Source organism: Streptomyces sp. sk2.1 (assembly GCF_008120935.1).
In the GTDB taxonomy this organism is placed as follows: Bacteria; Actinomycetota; Actinomycetes; order Streptomycetales; family Streptomycetaceae; genus Streptomyces.
The window spans coordinates 81,828-100,594 of sequence record NZ_RDBO01000016.1 but is presented as its reverse complement, the minus strand read 5'-3'; the positions used below and the strand labels follow the sequence as shown (position 1 = coordinate 100,594).

Genomic DNA, 18,767 nt, shown 5'->3' with positions numbered 1-18,767 from the left:
GTTCGTCACCTCCGTACGGGGCAAGGACTTCCCGCCCGGGGCCCCGGTGCGGCTCACCTGGAAACCGGGGATCACGGCGGCCGCGCCGCCCGCCGTCCCGGGTGCGGACCGCACGTTCATCGCACAGCTGCTGGTCCTGGTGAAGGACCGGACGGGGCCGCGCACCATCACCGCCACGGGGCCCGGGTTCAGCCCGGTCACCACCCGCTTCCTGGTGGTCGACGGCACCATGGTCCCGCCGGACGAGGTGGGACGCCGGTGATCCACGAAGTCGACGAGGGGCTGCGGCTGCTGCTGGTCGAGGCGGGCCTCCAGGAGAGCGGTGTCGACCTGGTCTTCGACGCGCCGACGAAGGAGTGGTCCGCCCGGCGCAACGCACCCACGGTCAGCGTCTTCCTGCACGGCATCCGCGAGGACGCGACCCGGCGCCGCACCGGCGCCGCCGAGGAGCACGACGAGCAGGGGCTGGTGGTCGGGTGGCGGACCCCGCCGCGCTGGTTCGAGCTGACCTATCTGGTGACCGCCTGGACCAACCGCCCGCAGGACGAACACCGGCTGCTCTCCGAGGTGTTGCGCTGCCTGGTACGGGCGGACGTGCTGCCCGCCCGGATGCTCACCGGCAGCCTCGCCGAACTGGGGCTGACCGTGGACATCGAGGCGGCGGGCCCGAGCATCGACCGGCAGTCCACCGCCGACGTGTGGTCCGCGCTCGGCGGCGAGCTCAAGGCCGCGATCGACCTGCGGGTGTGGGCACCGTTGGCCGGCGAGCAGGAGCCCGCCGGCCCGCCGGTCACCGAAGGACTGGTGGTGCGGGCCGCGCCCGCCCGCGACGGCGAGGGGGCGGGCCCCGGGCGCCGGCTGCGTTACGACGGGGCGTCCGACCCCGGCGGTCAGGGCTTCGCCGCGGAACGTGAACGGCGACTTCCGCCCGGTCGGCGCCGACGCGGGGGCGCCGCCCGATGACCACCGCGCAGGACACCCCCCGGACCACCGCGGAACCGCCCGGCGTCCCGACGGCCGTCGAGGAGCTCTGGGAGCGGCTGGGCCACGTCGAGCAACGGGTCAGGAACGCCGTCGCGGCCCGGCGGGCCGTCGATCCGCAGCCCGACGACCCCTACCGGGGGCAGTACCTCACCCCCGAGGGGGTCGAGCGGATCCTGGCGGCCCGCGACGCGTTCGGGCCCGTACCGCAGTACGCGTCCGAGCCCCCGGCACGGCCGCGCCCCGGCAGCCGGCTCGGCCGGCTCGTGGAGGACTTCGGTCTGACCCCGCTCGACGTCGACCTGCTGATGGTCGCGACGGCGCCGGACATCGACGCCCGGTTCGAGCGGCTCTACGGCTACCTCAACGACGACCTCAACCGGCGCAGACCGACCATCGGTCTGGCCCTCGAACTCTGCGGGCTGCCCGCCGCGAGCTCCGGCCGCTTCCGGTTCTCGCCGTCCGCGCCCCTGGTCGCGGGCGGACTGCTGACCGTCCTGGAGGCCGACCGACCGCTGCTCTCCCGGGTGCTGCGGGTACCGGACCGGGTCACCGCCCATCTGCTCGGCGACGACGAACCCGACGGGAGGCTGCGCGGACTGGTCCGGGCGGCCGGGCCCGGGGACGAGCAGTCCGACCCGGCACCCGGGACGCCGCGGGTCGCGGCGGCCCTGGGCACGGGCAGCGGCCTGGTGCATCTGCTCGACCGGGGCGGCGACCCGGGCGGACTGGCGGTCCAGGCGATCCTCGCCGCGGGGCGCCGTCCGCTGGTGGTCGACATCGCGGCGTTCGCCGCTGCCCCCGGACCGGCCGACCTCGTACGGACCCTGGCGGCCGAGGTCCGGCTGAGCCGCGGCGGTGTCGTCCTCGGGCCGCTCGAAACGCTGGCCCCCGAACGGCCCGAGGGGGCCCGGCTGCTCGGTGACCTGTGCGCGGCGCTCCGCGGCACCCCTCTGGTCGTGCACGGAACGAAGAACTGGGACCCCCTGTGGGCCGGGGACAGCCCGGTTCCGGTCCATGTCCCGCCCCCCGGCCCCGCGGCCGTGACACGGCAGTGGCGCCGGGCGCTCGACCGGGCCGGCACGTCCGTCGGCCTGCCCGCCGGGGAGGCGGGGGTCGAAGCGGGGGTCGTGGAGGCCACCACCGCCTACCGGCTCGATTCCGAGCAGGTGCGCAGGGCAGCCGCCGTCGCCTCCCGGCTGGCCGCCCTGGAGGAGCGTCCGGTGGGCGTGCGGGACCTGCGTACGGCGGTCCGGGCACAGAACGGCGCGGGGCTCGAACGGCTCGCCCGCCGCATCGAGCCCGCGGTCGGCTGGGACGACCTCGTACTGCCTCCCGGGACCCACCGCCAACTGTCCGAACTCGCCCTGCGCGCACGCCACCGCGGACAGGTGCTCGGCGAGTGGCGGATGCGGCCGGGAGGCGGCCGGGGGAGGGGGGTCGTCGCGCTGTTCGCCGGTGAGTCCGGCACCGGGAAGACCATGTCCGCCGAGGTGGTGGCGTCGGAGCTCGGCATGGAGCTCTATGTCGTGGACCTGTCCATCGTGGTGGACAAGTACATCGGCGAGACCGAGAAGAACCTCGAAAGGATCTTCGTCGAGGCGTCCGACGTCAACGGCATCCTGCTGTTCGACGAGGCGGACGCCATCTTCGGGAAGCGTTCGCAGGTCAAGGACGCGCACGACCGCCACGCCAACGTGGAGTCGGCCTATCTGCTGCAGCGCATCGAGTCCTTCGACGGGATCGCGGTGCTCACCACCAACCTGCGGGCCAACCTCGACGAGGCGTTCACCCGCCGCCTCGACGTGATCGCGGAGTTCCCCATGCCGGACGCCCGGCAGCGACTGGCCCTGTGGGACCGCTGCCTGGGGGCGGAGATCCCGCGCGCCGCGGACCTCGACCTGGAATTCTGCGCGCAGCGCTTCGAACTGGCGGGAGGATCGATCCGCTCCTGCGCGGTGACCGCCGCCTACCGGGCGGCGGAAGCGGGGGGACCGCTCGGCATGGAGCAGATCGTCTCGGCCGTGCTCCAGGAGTACCGCAAGCTCGGCCGACTGGTCATGGAGAGCGAGTTCGGCCCGTGGCTGGGCCGGGCACAGGGGCGCGGCAGGAGGTAGGGCCTCTCGTTCGGATCGTGCTGGGCGGAACGCGGCCGTCTGTACAACGGGCTTGTCTACGCGCATCATTGAGGTGCTTCGCACGAACGAACCGTCCTCGGCCGGAACGCGGGCACCCCTTCCTCGACTCCCGGGTGACACCCGATTCCGGAATTGTCATGCACGCGTCAATCTCCGAGAAAGGGAACACGATGGCTTGCGGATCGACCAGCCTGTGGGCGGGCGAGACCAGCTGGTTCTGCTGCGGCAACTCCTGGGGACCGTGCTCCAGCGCCGGCGGCGGCGCCTGCGGCAACTGCCAGTCCGGCGCGCACCACGGCGCGTGGCCCAACGCCTCACAGGCCTGCTGGAACATCACCCGGCCCGACCTCTGCGGCGAGAACATCCCCAGACGCGGCTGCGGCGCGGTGATGAACGTCAGGCACCAGTGCTCGGGCGCGACCGTGTGCATCACGATCACCGACTGCGGCCCGCGCACCAAGGAGTGGTGCGGCGAGGCGACCTGCTGCAACGGCACCTGCCGCACCAACCGCGTCCTCGACCTGACCCCGGCCGCCTTCTCGGCGATCGGCAACCTGAGCTCGGGCAAGCTGCCGGTCTACATCTACGAGTGAGGAGCATCGGCATGACCGCACGACACGACCGGACCGACGGGATGCGCCGTCGCCGCTTCCTCACCAACGCCGCCCTCGGCGGCGCGACCATCATCGGCGCGTCCGCGCTCGGCGGTTTCGACGCGGACGCCGCGTTCGCCGCGGAACCCTCGCTCGACCCCGCGATAGCCCGGTCCGCCTTCGTGGAGGGCCGCATCACGGGCATCACCGGCAGCGTCCTGGAGGTGGCCGGATCCAACGGCGGCCACTCCCGGGTGCAGATGACCAACGTGACCAGCGTGTGGAAGGTGCGCGCCACCACGGCCGAGGCGATCGACATCGGCGACGGGCTCTACGCGCGCGGCGTCGAGATGCCCGACGGCACCGTGGCCGCCGACGCGGTCTGGGTGAACATCGTGAACCTGGACACGCAGATCCGGGGCATCGCGAAGAACCGGCTGCACCTCGCCCACGGACAGCACGAACTGGTCGGCCATGTCGCCCCGGACACCAGCGCCTCCTACGCCGGCCGCGCCCTGACGTCCGACCTGTCCCGGCTGCGCATCGGGCAGAGCGCCCAGGTGCTCGGCGCCTGGCGGCCGTCCGACGACTCCGTGGACGTCGTCCGCATCTCGGTCGGTCACTGACGCGGCCCCGAGGAAACGGAGAGAGGAAGAGATGCTGTCACTGACGACGAGCCTCGCCCCGCTGGTCCTCGCGGGCCTGCTCGGGTGGACCGGGGCGGTCAAGGCGTTCGGCCGGGACACCGCACGGCAGGCGCCGAAGACGGCGCTGGCCCGCATGCTGCGCAGCAGCGAACGGGCCACGACGGTGCTGCGCCTGACCGGGGCGGCCGAACTCCTGATCGCCGCGGGCCTGCTGGCGGTCCCCACGAACCCGCTGCCGGGAGCCGCGACCGCGGTCCTCGGGGCGGGCTTCCTCGGATACCTCGGCTACGGCCGGGCCGTGGCACCGGAGTCCTCCTGCGGCTGCTCGGCCGGTGATGACACCCCCATCGGCCGGCGGGCGTTCGCACGGGCGGCCGTGGTACTGGCCGGCGGTGCGACCGTCGCGGTGGCGCAGGACACCTGGTGGCCGACGCTCCGGGACCGGCCCGTCGCCGCCCTCGCCCTCCTGGCCGGGGCGGCGGCGGTTCTGGTCGCCCTCTCGGCCGACCTCGACCGGTGGTGGCTGCTGCCGCTGCGCCGGACGAGACTGCGCGTCTTCGGCCACCCGCTCCTCGGCACCGCGGGGAGGGACCGGGTGCCGGTCGCGGCGAGCGTCGAACTCCTGGAGAACTCCCTGGCCTGGCAGACCGCCGCGCCCGTGGTCAGGTCCGCCCTGCTGGACCACTGGGAGGACGGCGGCTGGCGCATCCTCCAGTACTCGGGGGTCCACGGGGACCGGGCGGACGCACGCCCGGTGGTGGTGCTGTTCGCGCTCGACGCCACGGCCGTGCGCGACGCGGGGAAGGATCCGGTCGTCCGGGTCGGCTACGTCGACGCGGAGAGCGGGGAGGCGGTGGCCGTGGACGAACTCGACGCGGTGCCGTCGCGCAGGAGCCTGCCGATGGCGGGCTGACACCACGTCCCGGCCACCGCGCGGTGGCCGGGACGAAGGAGCCCCGCACGGGCCGTCCCACGACGGCCCGTCGTCTCTTCAGTGACGGGCCGCTTCGGGGCCGCGCCGTACGCAGACGGCCGCGACCAGCGCGCCGATGACGGCCAGCGAGCCGGAGACCAGCGCCGCGGTGTGCACGCCGTTCATGAAGGCGTGGTGGCTTCCCTCGACGATCGCCGCCCCGAGCCCCTCGGGGGTCCGGCCCGGGACCGGGGCGACGCCCATGGACACCGCGTCCTCGGCCCCGCTCAGCCCCTCTGCCACGGCCGGGGGCACACCGGCAGAGGTCAGCTCGCCGGTGAGGGTGGAACCGACCCGGCTGCTGATGAGCGAGATCAGCACGGAGGTGCCGAGCGCACCGCCGACCTGCAGGGCCGTGGCCTGGAGACCGCCGGCGACACCGCCGTCCTCGACGGGGGCGTTGCCGACGATGGCGTCCGACGACGACGCCATGACCATGCCGACACCCAGGCCGAGCGCGATGAACGGGGGCCACATCAGCGCGTACGAGGAGTCCGTGCCCCAGCCCGCCATGACGAAGCAGGCGACGGCCTGGAGCCCCATGCCCAGCGGCATGGTCAGCCGGGGACCGAACTTCTGGGTGAGCGCGGCACCCAGGGGAGAGGCCACGACCGAGGCCAGGCTGAGCGGCAGGGTGCGCACACCCGCCTGGACCGGGGTGAAGCCCCGGACGTTCTGCAGGTAGAGCATCACGAAGAAGATCACACCGAGCAGGACGAAGAAGTTCAGCGCGGTGACGACCGTACCGATGGACAGCGCCGGATTGCGGAACAGGCGCATGGGCAGGAGCGGATGCGCCACCCGCGCCTCGTACCGGCCGAACAGCACGATCAGGAGGAGACCCGCGGCGATGGCTCCCAGGGTGCCGCCCGAGGTCCAGCCCCAGGTCTCGCCCTTGACGACACCGAACACCACGGCGAGCAGACCGGCGGCCAGCAGCACCACGCCGGGTATGTCGAACCTCTCCCGCGCCGCTGCCGTGCTCCTGCCCGGCGGAAGGACGACGGCGCTGAAGACGAGGGCGACGACGCCGATGGGGGCGTTGATGTAGAAGACCGACTCCCAGTTCACGTGCTCGACGAGCAGCCCGCCCACGATGGGGCCGAGGGCCGTGGAGACGGAGGAGACCATGGCCCAGATGCCGACCGCCATGCCGAACTTCCGCGGCGGGAAGGCGGCGCGCAGCATGCCGAGGGTGTTGGGCATCAGCAGCGCGCCGAAGAACCCCTGCACCGCGCGGAAGGCGATGACGCCCCCGATGGAGCCGGACAGGCCGATGGCGACGGAAGCGGCCGTGAAACCGGCGACGCCGATCAGGTAGAAAGTGCGGCGTCCGAACCGGTCGCCGAGCTTGCCCCCGAGGATCAGCGCCGCCGCAAGTGCCAGCAGATAGGAGTTGGTCACCCACTGCAGGTCCGCGGTGGTGGCGTGGAGGTCCCGGCCGATCTCGGGATTGGCGATGGAGACGACCGAACCGTCGAGGCCGACCATGAACAGGCCGAAGGCGACGGCGATCAGGGTCAGCCACGGGTTGGCGCGCAGACCGTGCGGGCGGTCCGCGTGCCGCACCCCGGTCGCGGGCGCGGAGGGGCTGAGAACTTCGGAGGGCATGACGCTCAAATCCTTGTCGGGCATGCGGAGTCGGGCATGCGGAAGGAGCGGACGGCGGCAAGGCGTCCGCGGGAAAGGGGGCGGTGCCGAGGAGAGCGCGGCCGTCGTCGACGAAGCCGCGAAGAGGCACCGCGGGGAGTGCGAGGGGATTCCTCGGGGAGGCGCGTACCGGACCGTCAGGGGTCCGGTACGCGTCGTCACTTCTCGGAGTGGAGGCGCTCGGCGAGCGCGTTGAGCGAACCCAGGGCCGCGCCGAGGGCGTTCAGATCGCCTTCGGACAGGGTGCTCAACGCGTCGGTGACGTAGGAACTCATCAGACGGTGGACGTCCGCCAGCTCGCGCCGGGACCTCGCGGTCAGATGCAGGTGCGCGATCCGCTTGTCGGCGAGGTCCTGCCGGCGTTCCAGCAGGCCCTGCTCGGTCAGCTGGGTGACCAGGGCGCTGACGTTGTTGGGCTTCATCGACAGGGCCTCGGCGGCCGCGCGCACCGTCACTCCCTCGTGGCCCTCGACGTGCCGGAGCAGGGCGAGCTGGGCCTCGGGCGGCTTGGGCTGCGGGTACTCCTGGTCCGTGCGCCGCTCCAGGGCGCGGGACAGCACCGGCAGGCAGGCCACGAGCCCGGAGGCCACGTGGTCGATGTCCTGGGAGGAGGCGCTGTGCCGACACATGTCCGCCACCATAGGTAGAGGTGGATAGCTATGTCAACATAGCTAATATGCGGGGGCGGCGACAGGGATGGTTCAGCTGGGCTCAAGTCCCGTACAAGGAAACCGAGTTGGCGCATGCGGTTCCCGTGACGGCCCGGCGGCGGCATCGTGCTGGTCATGGTGCGAGGCGGCCACGGGTCCCGCCGTCCTGACGTCAGTGACCGGAAGCGGCGTCCTCCGGCTCCGGCGAGGGCTCGGTGGCCCCGGGGAATCCCAACTCGTCCAGGAGCGTGTCGAAGAGATCCTCCACGAAGGTCTCCCGCGAGCACAGCGTCTCCTCGATCCGGGACCGCCGCGCCGCCGTCACCGGCATGCCGGCCGCCGCGGCCCAGGCGACGGCCCCTTCGGCGTCGGCCGGAACCTCCGCCCGGAGCTCCGCGCGCTTGCGGCCCACCGCCTCGTCGAATTCGGGTGTGTCCGTCCACAGGATCGTGTCGTCCACGTCCTCGGGCTCCTCGACGAGGAGCGCCGCCGCGCTGTCCAGGTTGAGCCATGCCTGCCAGCGCCGACCGTCCGTTCCCAGCCCGGTGACGAGGGCGATGCTGCTGTCGGAGACATCGGCGACGCAGACCGGCGCACCGGTCCATTCGACCAGGGCGGACAGGAAGTCGTCGCTCCACCGCCCATGGACGAACTGGAGGGTCTGCCAGCCGCCCGGACGCGGCCACCACGCGTGCACGGTCCCCGCCGGTCCCCGGAAGACGCCGTCGAACGTGGGCGCTTCCAGCAGCGGACGTTCGCTCCTGGCAAAGACCAGATGACCCGAGAACCCCACAGGACCTCCTCCGAAATGTTGCGCCCACCTTATGGACCACCACTGACACGGCCCGGACGCCCGGGCGCGGACACCGGGGCCGATCGTGGCTCCGTCCCCGCCCCCGTCCCCGCCCCCGGTCACCCCTGATCCGCCCCTCCCTGCCGCAGGACGGGGAGGTTGGCGCACGTGTACTCGGCCGCGATGTCGAACACACTGGCACAGCGCGGGCATTCACCCCTGCCGAAGAGGTGGGCGATTCCGTCGGCGAGCGCCTCCTGCCCGTCGCGGACGGCCGTCCCGTGCATCCACAGGCCGGTGCCGGAGAGCTCCTCGGGGGACGCCGGCCGCAGGTCGCGACGGTCCACGTCGCCCAGGTGCCAGTCCCGGATCGCCGAATAGCGCCCGTGGTCCCCGATGGCGATCGTCACCTCCACGGCGCAGTGGGGGCAGGCGAGATGGTAGAAGTCGTCCGTGAAGTCCTCCAGGACGGCACTCCAGTGGTACTGCTCCCTCGCCGCGAGCAGGTCGCGGAAGGCCGGGAGGTAGTCGGCCGGCCGCGATTCCAGATGCCGGTCCAGCAGCTCGCGGAATTCCGCCACCGCACCGGCACAGCCCGCGAACAGGCCGTCGCAGCCGTGGTGTCCCGCCGCACGTCGCAGGATCGTCCCGGCCAGCCCACGCGCCCGTGCGTTTCCCCGGGCGAGGCACACCAGACGCGGCAGGGCGGCGAAGCCGGCGGGAAGGACGAGGTCGCACTCGAGGACCAGCCGGCGCCCGAGCTCGTCCCACGCCTCGGCGTCGTCCTCGGACTCCACCCGCTCCAGAAGCACGGGGACACGATCGACGTCCCCGTGGCAGTCATGCATCCGCACCCGGTTCCCCCGGCATCGAAGTGTTCCGCAGCAGCCGGACGGACGGCTCCGTTCCCGGCCCGCCGGGCAGGCCCGAAACCCCCGGCCGTCCGGCTGCCACCGGCGACTCGTCGCGCGTCAGTCGGTCGGCTTCTGGAGCGGGGCCGGCCCGGTGGTGAGCAGCGCGGTGATCTCCCGGGCCAGTTCCGGTCCGAGCTCGCCCCAGCCGTCCTTGTAGCCGTAGACGCTCGCCAGGGTGCGGGCGTCGTAGTCGCCGTTCATGATCTCGATGTCGGTGGTGGTGATGAGCGCCGGGTGGGCGACACCGACCGCTCCCGAGACCTTCAGCAGCTCCTTGCGCAGGGTGCGCAGGTAGACGGCGGCCCGGGTGGCCTTCGACGGTGCGTCGACGCCGCGCACCAGCCACGGGTTCTGGGTGGCGATGCCGGTGGGGCACTTGTCGGTGTGGCACTTCTGCGCCTGGATGCAGCCGATGGACAGCATCGCCTCGCGGGCGACGTTGATCATGTCGACACCCAGGGCGAAGGCCACGGCGGCGTTCTCGGGCAGGCCGAGCTTGCCCGAGCCGATGAAGGTGAGGTCGTCGGTCAGGCCCCGCTCGGCGAACGTGCCGTAGACGCGGGAGAAGCCCATCCGGAACGGCAGCGACACCGAGTCGCTGAAGATCAGGGGAGCCGCCCCGGTGCCGCCCTCGCCGCCGTCGACGGTCACGAAGTCGACCCCGCGGTCACCACGCGCCATCAGCGTGGCCAGCTCCTGCCAGAACTCCATCTCTCCCACGGCGCTCTTGATCCCGACCGGCAGCCCGGTCTCGGCGGCGAGCAGCTCCACGAAGTCGAGCATCGAGTCGACGTCGTGGAACGCGGTGTGCCGCGAGGGCGAGGCGCAGTCCTCACCGACCGGGATGCCGCGGATCCGGGCGATCTCGGGGGTCACCTTCGCACCCGGCAGCATTCCGCCGAGCCCCGGCTTGGCACCCTGGGAGAGCTTGATCTCGATCGCCCTGACCGGGGCGCCGGCGACCACGTCCTTGAGCTTGTCGAGGTTGAAGGTGCCGGCCTCGTTGCGGCAGCCGAAGTACGACGTCCCGATCTGGAGGACGAGGTCACCACCGTTGCGGTGGTACGGCGAGAGGCCGCCCTCGCCCGTGTTCTGCATCGCGCCGGCCAGCGCCGCGCCCTTGTTGAGCGCCGTGACGGCCGCGCCGGACAGCGACCCGAAGCTCATCGCCGAGATGTTCACGACGCTCGCCGGCCGGAACGCCCCGGCGCGCCCGCGCGGGCCGCCCAGCACCTTCGCCGAGGGCAGCGGGGACTGCGGGTCGTGCAGGTCGGGCAGTGCGTCGGCGAACGTGCGCTGCTTTATGTACGCGTGCCCCTGCACATGCTCGACGTCCACGTCGGTTCCGAAGCCGAAGTAGTTGTTCTCCTCCTTCGCCGACGCGTAGATCCAGGTGCGCTGGTCACGGCTGAACGGGCGTTCCTCCTCGTTGGAGGTCACGACGTACTGCCGCAGCTCCGGCCCGATCGTCTCCAGCAGGTACCGGGCGTGCCCGATCACGGGAAAGTTCCTGAGCAGCGCGTGCTTCTTCTGGACGAGGTCGCGGGCAGCCACCAGAGCCAGTGCTGTCGCGGCGGCCGCGCCGATGTTCCGAGCACGCATGAACGTTCCTCTCCTCGACTGCTCGTTGCCCGACCCCGGCGCCGTGCGGCGGATGTCGTGGACGTCGGRCGCCGGACACGGCCCCGGCGGGCACCGGCGTCCGACGGCAGAACGTCACATGATGCCAGAGGCCGCGCGGACGGACGGGCCGGGGTGCGGGGCCCGGCCGCCCCGGCGTTCCCGCCGCCCGACGCCCCCACCGGCCCGGCGGGGAGTTCCTCGCCGGTGTCGCCGGTGCCGCCCCGGGGCAGTGTGGTCCCGCGGAGGCCGGGCGGGAACTGCCCGGCACCGCCGGACAGGAAACGCGGACGACGACAAGGGGCAGAGGGATGAGCACCGACGGCGTGACGGCCACGGCACTGGTGGTCCAGCACGAGCCCGGGGGAGGACCGGGCCGTTGGGCGGCCTGGCTGGAGGAGCGGGGTGTGACGATGAGCGTGGTCCGGGCGTACGAGGGCGCCCCGCTTCCCGACCGGCTGGAGCACCCCGGGCTCGTCGTCCTCGGCGGCGCCCGCCTTCCCGACGACGACGCCCGCGCGCCCTGGCTGCCCGCGACCCGGGCCCTCGTGCGCCAGGCGGTCGACGAGGGGACACCGATGTTCGGCATCTGCCTAGGGGGCCAGCTGCTCGCCCACGTCGCCGGCGGCGAGGTACGGGGGCGGCACGGACCGCCCGAGTTCGGCAGCACCCGGCTCAGCCTGCGCCCCGAGGCGGCCGGGGACCCGCTGTTCCACGGGCTGCCCGCACATCCTCCGGCCATCGAGAACCACGTCGACGCCGTCACCGCGCTTCCCGCCGGCGCCCACTGGCTGGTCCGCAGCGAGCGCTGCCCCTACCAGGCGTTCCGCGTCGGTTCCGCGGCATGGGGCGTGCAGTTCCATCCGGAGACCACGGCCGAGCGGATCCGAGGCTGGAACCGCGACCGGTTGGACCGGAACGGTGCGCCGCCCCCGGAGACCCTGCACGCCCTGGCGCTGCGGGACGAACCGGAAGCCACCGAAGCCTGGCGCACCGTCGCCCACCGCTTCGCGGACATCGTGACCGCGAGAGCCCGGCGGCCGGGGCCGAGGGCCCGTTGACGAGCCCGTGCGCCACCGGACTTCTCCCGTCGGCCTTGCTGCTCCGACCCCACCCGCCCGCGCCGGAGCAGCAGACTTCCGCGGCCCGCGCGAGGTCGTCGAGGCGCCCGCTTGATCCCTCCCGGACGGCAGGGCAGGGTGGGCCCATGACATGGACAGCTCCACCGGTCGAGCACACCGAACAGCTGGGCGACCTGGGCACCGTGACCGAGCGCCGGATGCTGGAGGGCTGGCTGCGTCGGCACCGGGAGACGCTGCTGGCCAAATGCGCCGGGCTGGAACCGGCCCAGTTGGTGCGGACGACCGTGGAGCCGTCGAACCTCACCCTCCTGGGCCTGGTCCGGCACATGGCGGAGGTGGAGCGGTGGTGGTTCCGGCGCTCCTTCGCGGGCGAGGACATCGGTGATGTCTTCACCGGCCCGTCGGACGGCGACGAGGGGTTCGACGGGGTGCGCGCGGACGACGCGGAGAGGGACTTCGCGCTGTTCCGGAACGAGGTCGACGCCTGCGAAGCGACAGTGGCCGGGCACGACCTCGACGAGACCTTCATGTCCTCCTACGGGGCCGCCCTCAGCCTGCGCTGGGTCCACCTGCTGATGATCCAGGAGTACGCCCGCCACAACGGCCACGCCGACTTCCTCCGGGAGCGGACCGACGGGGCGACGGGGGACTGAGGCTTTCCCCCGGCCCGGCCGGGACTTGGGGTTCCCGCGCGGCCCGGCCGAGCCGGGTCGCGCGGGAACCCCGGGCTACGTCGCGGCGGTCCGGACCCCGAGGGCGAGGAACATCACGGCCGTGGTCCGGGCGGCCAGGCGCTTGAAGCGGGGTTTCCGCAGGACGTGCGAGGCACGCCCGACGAGGCCGGTCCAGGCGAGGAGCCAGAGCGTCATCAGCAGCGCGTGGGCGGTGGCCAGGGCGATGACCTGGCCACCGAAGGAGTCGTCGGCGTCGATGAACTGGGGAACGAGGGTCAGGTAGATGGAGGCCGCCTTCGGGTTGAGGACGTTGGCGAGCAGGGCTTGGACGTAGACGGAGTCCGGCCGCACCGACAGCTTCCGGCGGGCGGGGGCGCGCGCCGGCGCCGATGCGGATCGCCAGGTCCACAGGCCCAGGCCGACGAGATAGACCGCGCCGACGACCTTGACGGTGGTGAAGGCCCGGCCGGAGTGCATGACCAGGGCCGACAGCCCGGCCACGGCGAGGGCGGCGTGGACGTACAGGCCGGTGGTCGTGCCGAGGACGACGGGAAGGGCCTGGCGGCGGCCGTTGTCGGTGACGTGCTGGACCAGGAGGGCCAGGCTGGCTCCGGGGGTGGCGACCAGGGGAAGGACCGCCGCCAGGAACCCGAGGACGGCACAGGGGTGGACCATGATGCCTCCGTGACGGGCGGACGGGGTCAGAGCACGACGCGGTAATGGGTGGTCAGACGCCGGTCGTCGTCCAGGACGTGGAAGGCGAGACCGGGCGGCTGGTCGCGGTCCGCGGGGCGGTCGCCCTCCCAGGGCATGCGCAGGGTCCAGGTGACGGCCGGGCCGACGATCAGGGGACGGCCGGCGAAGGTCGAGGCGGCCGCGGTGTGGGCGTGCCCGGTCAGGACGGCGACGACCTGCGGGTGCGCGTCCAGCAACGCGGCCAGGCGCCCGGGCTGTTCGAGCAGGCTGGAGTCGGGCAGCGGGTGATGGAGCCCGACCGGTGGCTGGTGGAAGGCGATCAGCGCCGGGGTGTCCCGCGCGAGCGAGGCGAGTCGGGTGTCGATCCAGTCGAGCGTTCCGGCGTCGAGACGCCCCTCGTCGCGGCCGGGGACGGTGGAGTCGCACATCAGGACGGCGGTTCCGGCGATGTGGTGGATCCGGTTGACGGGCCCGTGGTCGGGGGCCTCGTCGAGCAGGGCCTTGCGGTAGGCCGCGCGTACGTCGTGGTTGCCGGGGCAGGTGAGCACCGGGAAAGGGGCCGCCAGGATACGGGCCGCCTCCTCGTACTCGGACTCCTCGCCGTGATCGGCGATGTCCCCCGTGACCAGGACCGCGTCGACCGGGCGGGGCAGGGCGCGCAGATGGTCCATGACGCGGACCGCCCGTTCGGTGGCCCGCTCACTGCCGTCCAGGTGCAGATCACTGATCTGGGCAAGCAACACCGTCATCGTCCGTCCCCTCCCGTGGCGGCCGCGGCCACCGGTTCACCGCGGGGCGCGGCTCGTCGCCCCACCCCACCGTCTAACGGAAATTATTTTTTTACCGTTAGAGACTCTAGGGTGCGCACGGGAATGTGATCAAGTGGTCGACGACCCGGCAGGGACAGGGAGGGAGACGCCGATGGAACGCTGGCCCGCGTTGGAACTGGCGAGCACGATCCGTCACGACGGGGAGGGCGGCGTCGCCGACGACCTCGCCACGACGCCCGGGACGACCCGCTGGATCCGGGCCCAGGCCGACCTGTTGGCCGACTGCCCTCCGGTCGGCGGGATCACGGCGGACGAGGACCTCAGGATCGAGATCACCGAACTGCGGCGGGCGGTGCGGGCGTTGTTCGCCCGGGCGGTCAGTCCCGCTCCTCCCAGCCCGGCGGACGCCCGGCGGCTGATGCCGGCCGATCGGGCGCTGGCCCACCTCAACTCGGTCGCCGCCCGCGAACCGGTCGTCCCGCAGCTGGACTGGCCGCAGGAGGGCGACCCCGGGGCCCGTCTGCTGTCGGCGCAGGACGACCCGGAGGTACGCCTCCTGGCGGCCCTGGCGCGCTCGGCCATCGACTTCCTGAGCGGCCCGCGGCGTGAGCAGTTGCGCGCCTGCACCGCTCCCCGCTGCGTGCGCTACTTCGTCAAGAGCCACGGACGGCAGGAGTGGTGCAAGCCGTCGTGCGGAAACCGGGCACGGGCGGCGCGGCACTACCGGCGCCGACACGTGGCGACCGATCACGATCCCGCTTCGTCCTGACCGCCGCCCGGAGCGCTGCCGGGAGCGGGCGGACCGGGCCGGACGAACCGTCCGGTCCGCCCCGGTCCCAGGCGTGCGACCGGGAACGGACGGACCGGTACCACTGGTCCGCATGCCTCCGGACCTGCGGCGGGACACACACCGAGCCCCGCCCCGTCCCGCCCGGCCGACCGGCCGGATCGGGCCGGACGGCTGTTACACAACGATCATTGAGTGCCTTCGAACGCCCCTGGAATAGTTCGGAGCCCGGGGCCGTGAGCACATTCGAGCCGAGCCCCGTACGGGCCGGGCCCTCGCCCGCCCGATCCACTCCTGAGCAGGGGCAATCTTGCGTAAACGATCGAAACAGGCGTACGCCGTCGTCGCTGCGGCCGCCGTCGTCCTGACCGCGGGCACGACCGGCCCGGCAGTGGCGAAGAGCAGCGACCCGGACAAAGAACTCCCGGTGACGGCAAAGGACTTGAAGTCGTCCGGCCGGACCGTGCACACCGTCGCACTGATCACCGGCGACCGGGTCCTCGTGGACTCCCGCGGCCGGGTCGGCGGTATCCAGCGGGCGAAGGGCCGGGAGGACATGCCCTTCTTCACCCGGACCCACGACGGCCACACCTACGTGGTGCCGCGCGACGCCCGGCGGCTGATCGCCGACGGCACGCTGGACCAGCGGCTGTTCGACGTCACCGGACTCGCCCGGCCGGAGAGCCGCAGGGCCAACCGGGACGGACTCAAGGTGATCGTCGGCTACCGCGGATCGGCGGCCGGGTCCGCCCGCGCCGGGGTGCGGTCCTCCGACGGCACCACCGTCCGCCGGACCCTGTCGGCCCTCGGCGCCGATGCCGTCACCGGCGCCACCGACGGCGCGGACTCGCTGTGGGACGCCCTGACCCGTCGGCGGAGCGACGGTTCGGCCGCCATGACCTCCGGCATCGCGCAGATCTGGCTGGACGGCGTACGGAAGGCGTCGCTCGACCACAGCACCGGCCAGATCGGCGCCCCGGCGGCCTGGGCCCGCTCCTACGACGGCACCGGTGTGAAGATCGCCGTCGTGGACACCGGGATCGACGCCACCCACCCGGACCTGGCGGGCAAGGTGGTGGCGGAGCGGAACTTCAGCGGCTCCCCGGATGCCAAGGACCGGGTCGGGCACGGCACGCACGTGGCCTCCACCGCGGCCGGCACGGGGGCGAAGGACGCCCGGTTCAAGGGCGTGGCCCCCGGAGCCCAACTGATCAACGCCAAGGTGCTGGACGACCGGGGCACCGGGGAGGACTCCGGCATCCTCGCCGGGGTCGACTGGGCCGTCGCCCAGGGCGCCGACATCATCAACATGAGCCTGGGCAGCCCCGACACCTCCGGGATCGACCCGTTGGAAGCCCAGGTCAACAAGCTCTCCGCGGAGAAGGGCGTCCTGTTCGCGGTGGCCGCGGGCAACAGCGGACCGGGACGGGGCACGGTCGCGTCGCCGGGCAGCGCCGACGCGGCCCTGACCGTCGGCGCCGTCGACGACAACGACCTGATCGCCGACTTCTCCAGCGTCGGACCCCGCATCGGGGACGGCGCCGTCAAACCCGACATCACCGCGCCGGGCGTGGAGATCACGGCGGCCGCGGCGACCGGCGTCCCGGAACAGAACCCCGCCGGGTACGTCAGCATGAGCGGTACGTCGATGGCGACCCCGCACGTCGCGGGCGCCGCGGCGATCCTCAAGCAGAAGAACCCCACCTGGACGGGCGCACAGATCAAGGCCGCCCTGACGGGCTCGGCCAAGGGCGGCTCGCACTCGGTCTTCCAGCAGGGCGCGGGCCGGCTCGCCGTCGACAAGGCGATCGACCAGACACTCGTCTCCGAACCGGGCTCGGTCGATCTGGGCGTCCAGCAGTGGCCCCACACCGACGACACCCCCGTCACCAAGCAGGTGAAGTACCGGAACGGCGGCACCGCCGACGTGACGCTGGACCTGTCGCTGGAGGCGCCCACCGGCGGGGACGGAAAGCCCGCCCCGGCCGGGTTCTTCACCCTCGGGGCACAGCGGATCACGGTCCCGGCGGGCGGCACCGCCACCGTGGACCTGACGGCCGACACCCGGCTCGGCGGTACGGTCGACGGCTCGTACTCGACCACGGTCGTCGCGTCCGCGGACGGCCGGACCGTGCGCACCGCGGCAGCGGTGGACCGCGAGAGCGAGTCGTACGACGTCACCTTCAAGACCATCGGACGGGACGGCGCGACCAGTACCACCTGGCAGGCCGACCTGAAGGGCTACCGCGAGTCCGCCGCGGGCCTGCGGTTCCTCCCCGACCTGTCGTCCGGCTCCGCCACGGTCAGGCTGCCGCGCGGCACCTACAGCCTCGCGGCCGACATGCTGGTCGACCCCGCCGCCCCGGGCAAGGGCATCGACCTGATCAACAACCCGCAGTTCTCGGTGACCGGCCCCACCACCGTCACCCTCGACGCCCGGACCACCCGGCCCGTGAACGTCGAAGTACCGGACGCGGCCGCCCGCTTCACGCGCGCCGGAATGATGTACACCCTGAACACACCCGAGACCTTCATCATCGAGGGGGGCGAGTTCGGCAGCTTCGACAACCTGCGCACCGCGTACCAGGGCCCCGAGCTGGACGACGGATCCCTCGTCCAGCAGTGGTCCGCGAACTGGCAGCGGGGCACCACCGAGTACAACGTCATCACCGGCGGCCCGGTCCAGAAGCTGGCCACCGGATACGGCAAGACCTACCGGCCCGAGGACCTGGCCCTGGTCAAGGCGAAGATCGGGTCGTCCGTACCCGGCCTCGAAGGCGCCCTCGCGGCACACGGCATATTGGACTACGGCGGCGGCGTCGACGCCCCCTACTCCGCGCAGTCGGCACCGGGAACGCGCGACGTGTACCTGTCCACGGACCACGGGGCCCTCTGGAACGTCGTCGCGGGCGTGCTGGGCGAGGCGGACTCCACGGGCTACCGGAGCTTCGACTCCCTGTACGGCTTCGACGAGCCGCGGCGGTTCGAGGCGGGGAAGACGTACACCGAGGAGTACAACATCGGCGTGCCGGGCCCGCGGATGAACGCGAACGAGGGACTCGTACGCGACGGTGACGACATCTACGGATCGTTTCCGCTGGTGAGCGACGGGGCGGGCCACTTCGGGTCCGCCCGGTACTCGGGCGCGAGCACCACCGTCCACCGCAACGGCGAGCTGTACGCGAAGGAGGACGCCGCCATCGACCAGGGCGCCTTCACACTGCCGTCGGAACCCGCCGCGTACAAGGTGTCGACCACGATCCACCGCAACCCGGCGATCAACCGCACCGGAACCCGGATCGACGCCTCGTGGACCTTCGACTCGGCCCGCACCGAGAGCTCCGCGCAACTCCCGGTCTCCACGGCCCGTTTCCTGCCGCGGCTCGCGCCGGACTCCACCGTTCCGGCAGGCAGCAGGCAGACCTTCCCCGTCGAGGTGCAGGGCGCGGCGGCCGGCACCGGCCTGAAGTCCCTGCGGGTCCTGGTGTCGTACGACGGCACGACGTGGCTGCCCGTCCCGGTCACGGCGGGCAAGATCACGGTGAACGCCCCGAAGAAGGACAAGGCGATCTCGCTGAAGGCCGTCGTCACCGACAAGGACGGCAACCTGTCGACGGTCGCGATCCACAACGCCTTCTTCGGCAAGTGAGGCGACCCGGGACCGGAGCCCACGAGCGGCGCACGACCGGGTGAGACCCCGGCGGGCGGGGCACGGTCCCGGGTGAACAGGAAGGAGCGGTTTGCCGGAACGGACGTTCCGGCAAACCGCTCCTTCCCATGCGGGTCCGCCATGAGGTCC

At 72.6% G+C, this 18,767-nt stretch carries 17 protein-coding genes; 10 read left to right on the top strand and 7 right to left on the bottom strand.

What is annotated here, in order from left to right; genetic code table 11:
- The 6 genes from EAO76_RS03240 to EAO76_RS03215 all read left to right on the top strand — a co-directional run.
- Positions 1-262, top strand: a 262-nt coding sequence (locus EAO76_RS03240; protein WP_148833153.1) for a hypothetical protein, incomplete at its 5' end; no start/stop codon positions are given.
- The gene (locus EAO76_RS03235; protein ID WP_148833105.1) at positions 259-963 is read left to right on the top strand and encodes a DUF4255 domain-containing protein; all 705 of its coding nucleotides are present in this window, start codon (positions 259-261) and stop codon (positions 961-963) included. The genes EAO76_RS03240 and EAO76_RS03235, both read left to right, overlap by 4 nt.
- Positions 960-3,098 (top strand): ATP-binding protein, encoded by a 2,139-nt coding sequence (locus tag EAO76_RS03230; RefSeq protein WP_148833103.1) that lies wholly within the window; start codon positions 960-962, stop codon positions 3,096-3,098. Before EAO76_RS03235 ends, EAO76_RS03230 begins: the two co-directional genes overlap by 4 nt.
- A 191-nt stretch (positions 3,099-3,289) precedes the next feature.
- The gene (locus EAO76_RS03225; RefSeq protein ID WP_148833101.1) at positions 3,290-3,712 is read left to right on the top strand and encodes a hypothetical protein; all 423 of its coding nucleotides are present in this window, start codon (positions 3,290-3,292) and stop codon (positions 3,710-3,712) included.
- Between the two features lie 11 nt (positions 3,713-3,723).
- Entirely contained in the window at positions 3,724-4,338 is a 615-nt protein-coding gene (locus EAO76_RS03220; RefSeq protein WP_148833099.1) for a cell wall protein, read from the top strand.
- 31 nt (positions 4,339-4,369) lie between these two features.
- Positions 4,370-5,272 (top strand): MauE/DoxX family redox-associated membrane protein, encoded by a 903-nt coding sequence (locus EAO76_RS03215; RefSeq protein ID WP_148833097.1) that lies wholly within the window; start codon positions 4,370-4,372, stop codon positions 5,270-5,272.
- A gap of 78 nt (positions 5,273-5,350) precedes the next feature.
- Here EAO76_RS03215 and EAO76_RS03210 read toward each other — a convergent pair whose 3' ends face one another.
- The 5 genes from EAO76_RS03210 to EAO76_RS03190 form a co-directional block, all read right to left on the bottom strand.
- The gene (locus EAO76_RS03210) at positions 5,351-6,943 is read right to left on the bottom strand and encodes a DHA2 family efflux MFS transporter permease subunit (RefSeq protein WP_148833095.1); all 1,593 of its coding nucleotides are present in this window, start codon (positions 6,941-6,943) and stop codon (positions 5,351-5,353) included.
- 197 nt (positions 6,944-7,140) lie between these two features.
- A complete protein-coding gene (locus EAO76_RS03205) occupies positions 7,141-7,611 on the bottom strand; it encodes a MarR family winged helix-turn-helix transcriptional regulator (protein ID WP_148833093.1) in 471 nt (156 codons plus the stop codon).
- Positions 7,612-7,804: 193 nt separating this feature from the next.
- Positions 7,805-8,425, bottom strand: coding sequence for a hypothetical protein (locus EAO76_RS03200; RefSeq protein WP_148833091.1), 621 nt, complete (start codon positions 8,423-8,425; stop codon positions 7,805-7,807).
- 119 nt (positions 8,426-8,544) lie between these two features.
- Entirely contained in the window at positions 8,545-9,237 is a 693-nt protein-coding gene (locus EAO76_RS03195; RefSeq protein WP_148833089.1) for a hypothetical protein, read from the bottom strand.
- A 159-nt stretch (positions 9,238-9,396) separates the two neighbouring features.
- Positions 9,397-10,941: an FMN-binding glutamate synthase family protein gene (locus EAO76_RS03190; RefSeq protein WP_148833087.1), complete on the bottom strand. Its 1,545-nt coding sequence runs from the start codon at positions 10,939-10,941 to the stop codon at positions 9,397-9,399.
- A 329-nt stretch (positions 10,942-11,270) separates the two neighbouring features.
- Between EAO76_RS03190 and EAO76_RS03185 the strand changes: the two genes are divergently transcribed.
- Together EAO76_RS03185 and EAO76_RS03180 are read left to right on the top strand one after the other, a co-directional pair.
- Positions 11,271-12,020, top strand: a complete 750-nt coding sequence (locus EAO76_RS03185; protein ID WP_148833085.1) for a type 1 glutamine amidotransferase — start codon at positions 11,271-11,273, stop codon at positions 12,018-12,020.
- A 146-nt stretch (positions 12,021-12,166) separates the two neighbouring features.
- Complete coding sequence (locus EAO76_RS03180) at positions 12,167-12,694, top strand: DinB family protein (protein ID WP_148833082.1); 528 nt, start codon at positions 12,167-12,169, stop codon at positions 12,692-12,694.
- A 75-nt stretch (positions 12,695-12,769) separates the two neighbouring features.
- Here EAO76_RS03180 and EAO76_RS03175 read toward each other — a convergent pair whose 3' ends face one another.
- Positions 12,770-13,390: a LysE family translocator gene (locus EAO76_RS03175; protein ID WP_148833081.1), complete on the bottom strand. Its 621-nt coding sequence runs from the start codon at positions 13,388-13,390 to the stop codon at positions 12,770-12,772.
- Positions 13,391-13,416: 26 nt separating this feature from the next.
- Positions 13,417-14,160: a metallophosphoesterase gene (locus tag EAO76_RS03170; RefSeq protein ID WP_148833079.1), complete on the bottom strand. Its 744-nt coding sequence runs from the start codon at positions 14,158-14,160 to the stop codon at positions 13,417-13,419.
- A gap of 172 nt (positions 14,161-14,332) precedes the next feature.
- On the opposite strand from EAO76_RS03170, the gene EAO76_RS03165 reads away from it, so the two are divergent.
- Complete coding sequence (locus tag EAO76_RS03165; protein WP_148833077.1) at positions 14,333-14,950, top strand: ABATE domain-containing protein; 618 nt, start codon at positions 14,333-14,335, stop codon at positions 14,948-14,950.
- A gap of 328 nt (positions 14,951-15,278) precedes the next feature.
- The gene (locus tag EAO76_RS03160) at positions 15,279-18,617 is read left to right on the top strand and encodes a S8 family serine peptidase (protein ID WP_148833075.1); all 3,339 of its coding nucleotides are present in this window, start codon (positions 15,279-15,281) and stop codon (positions 18,615-18,617) included.
- Positions 18,618-18,767: the final 150 nt, after the last annotated feature.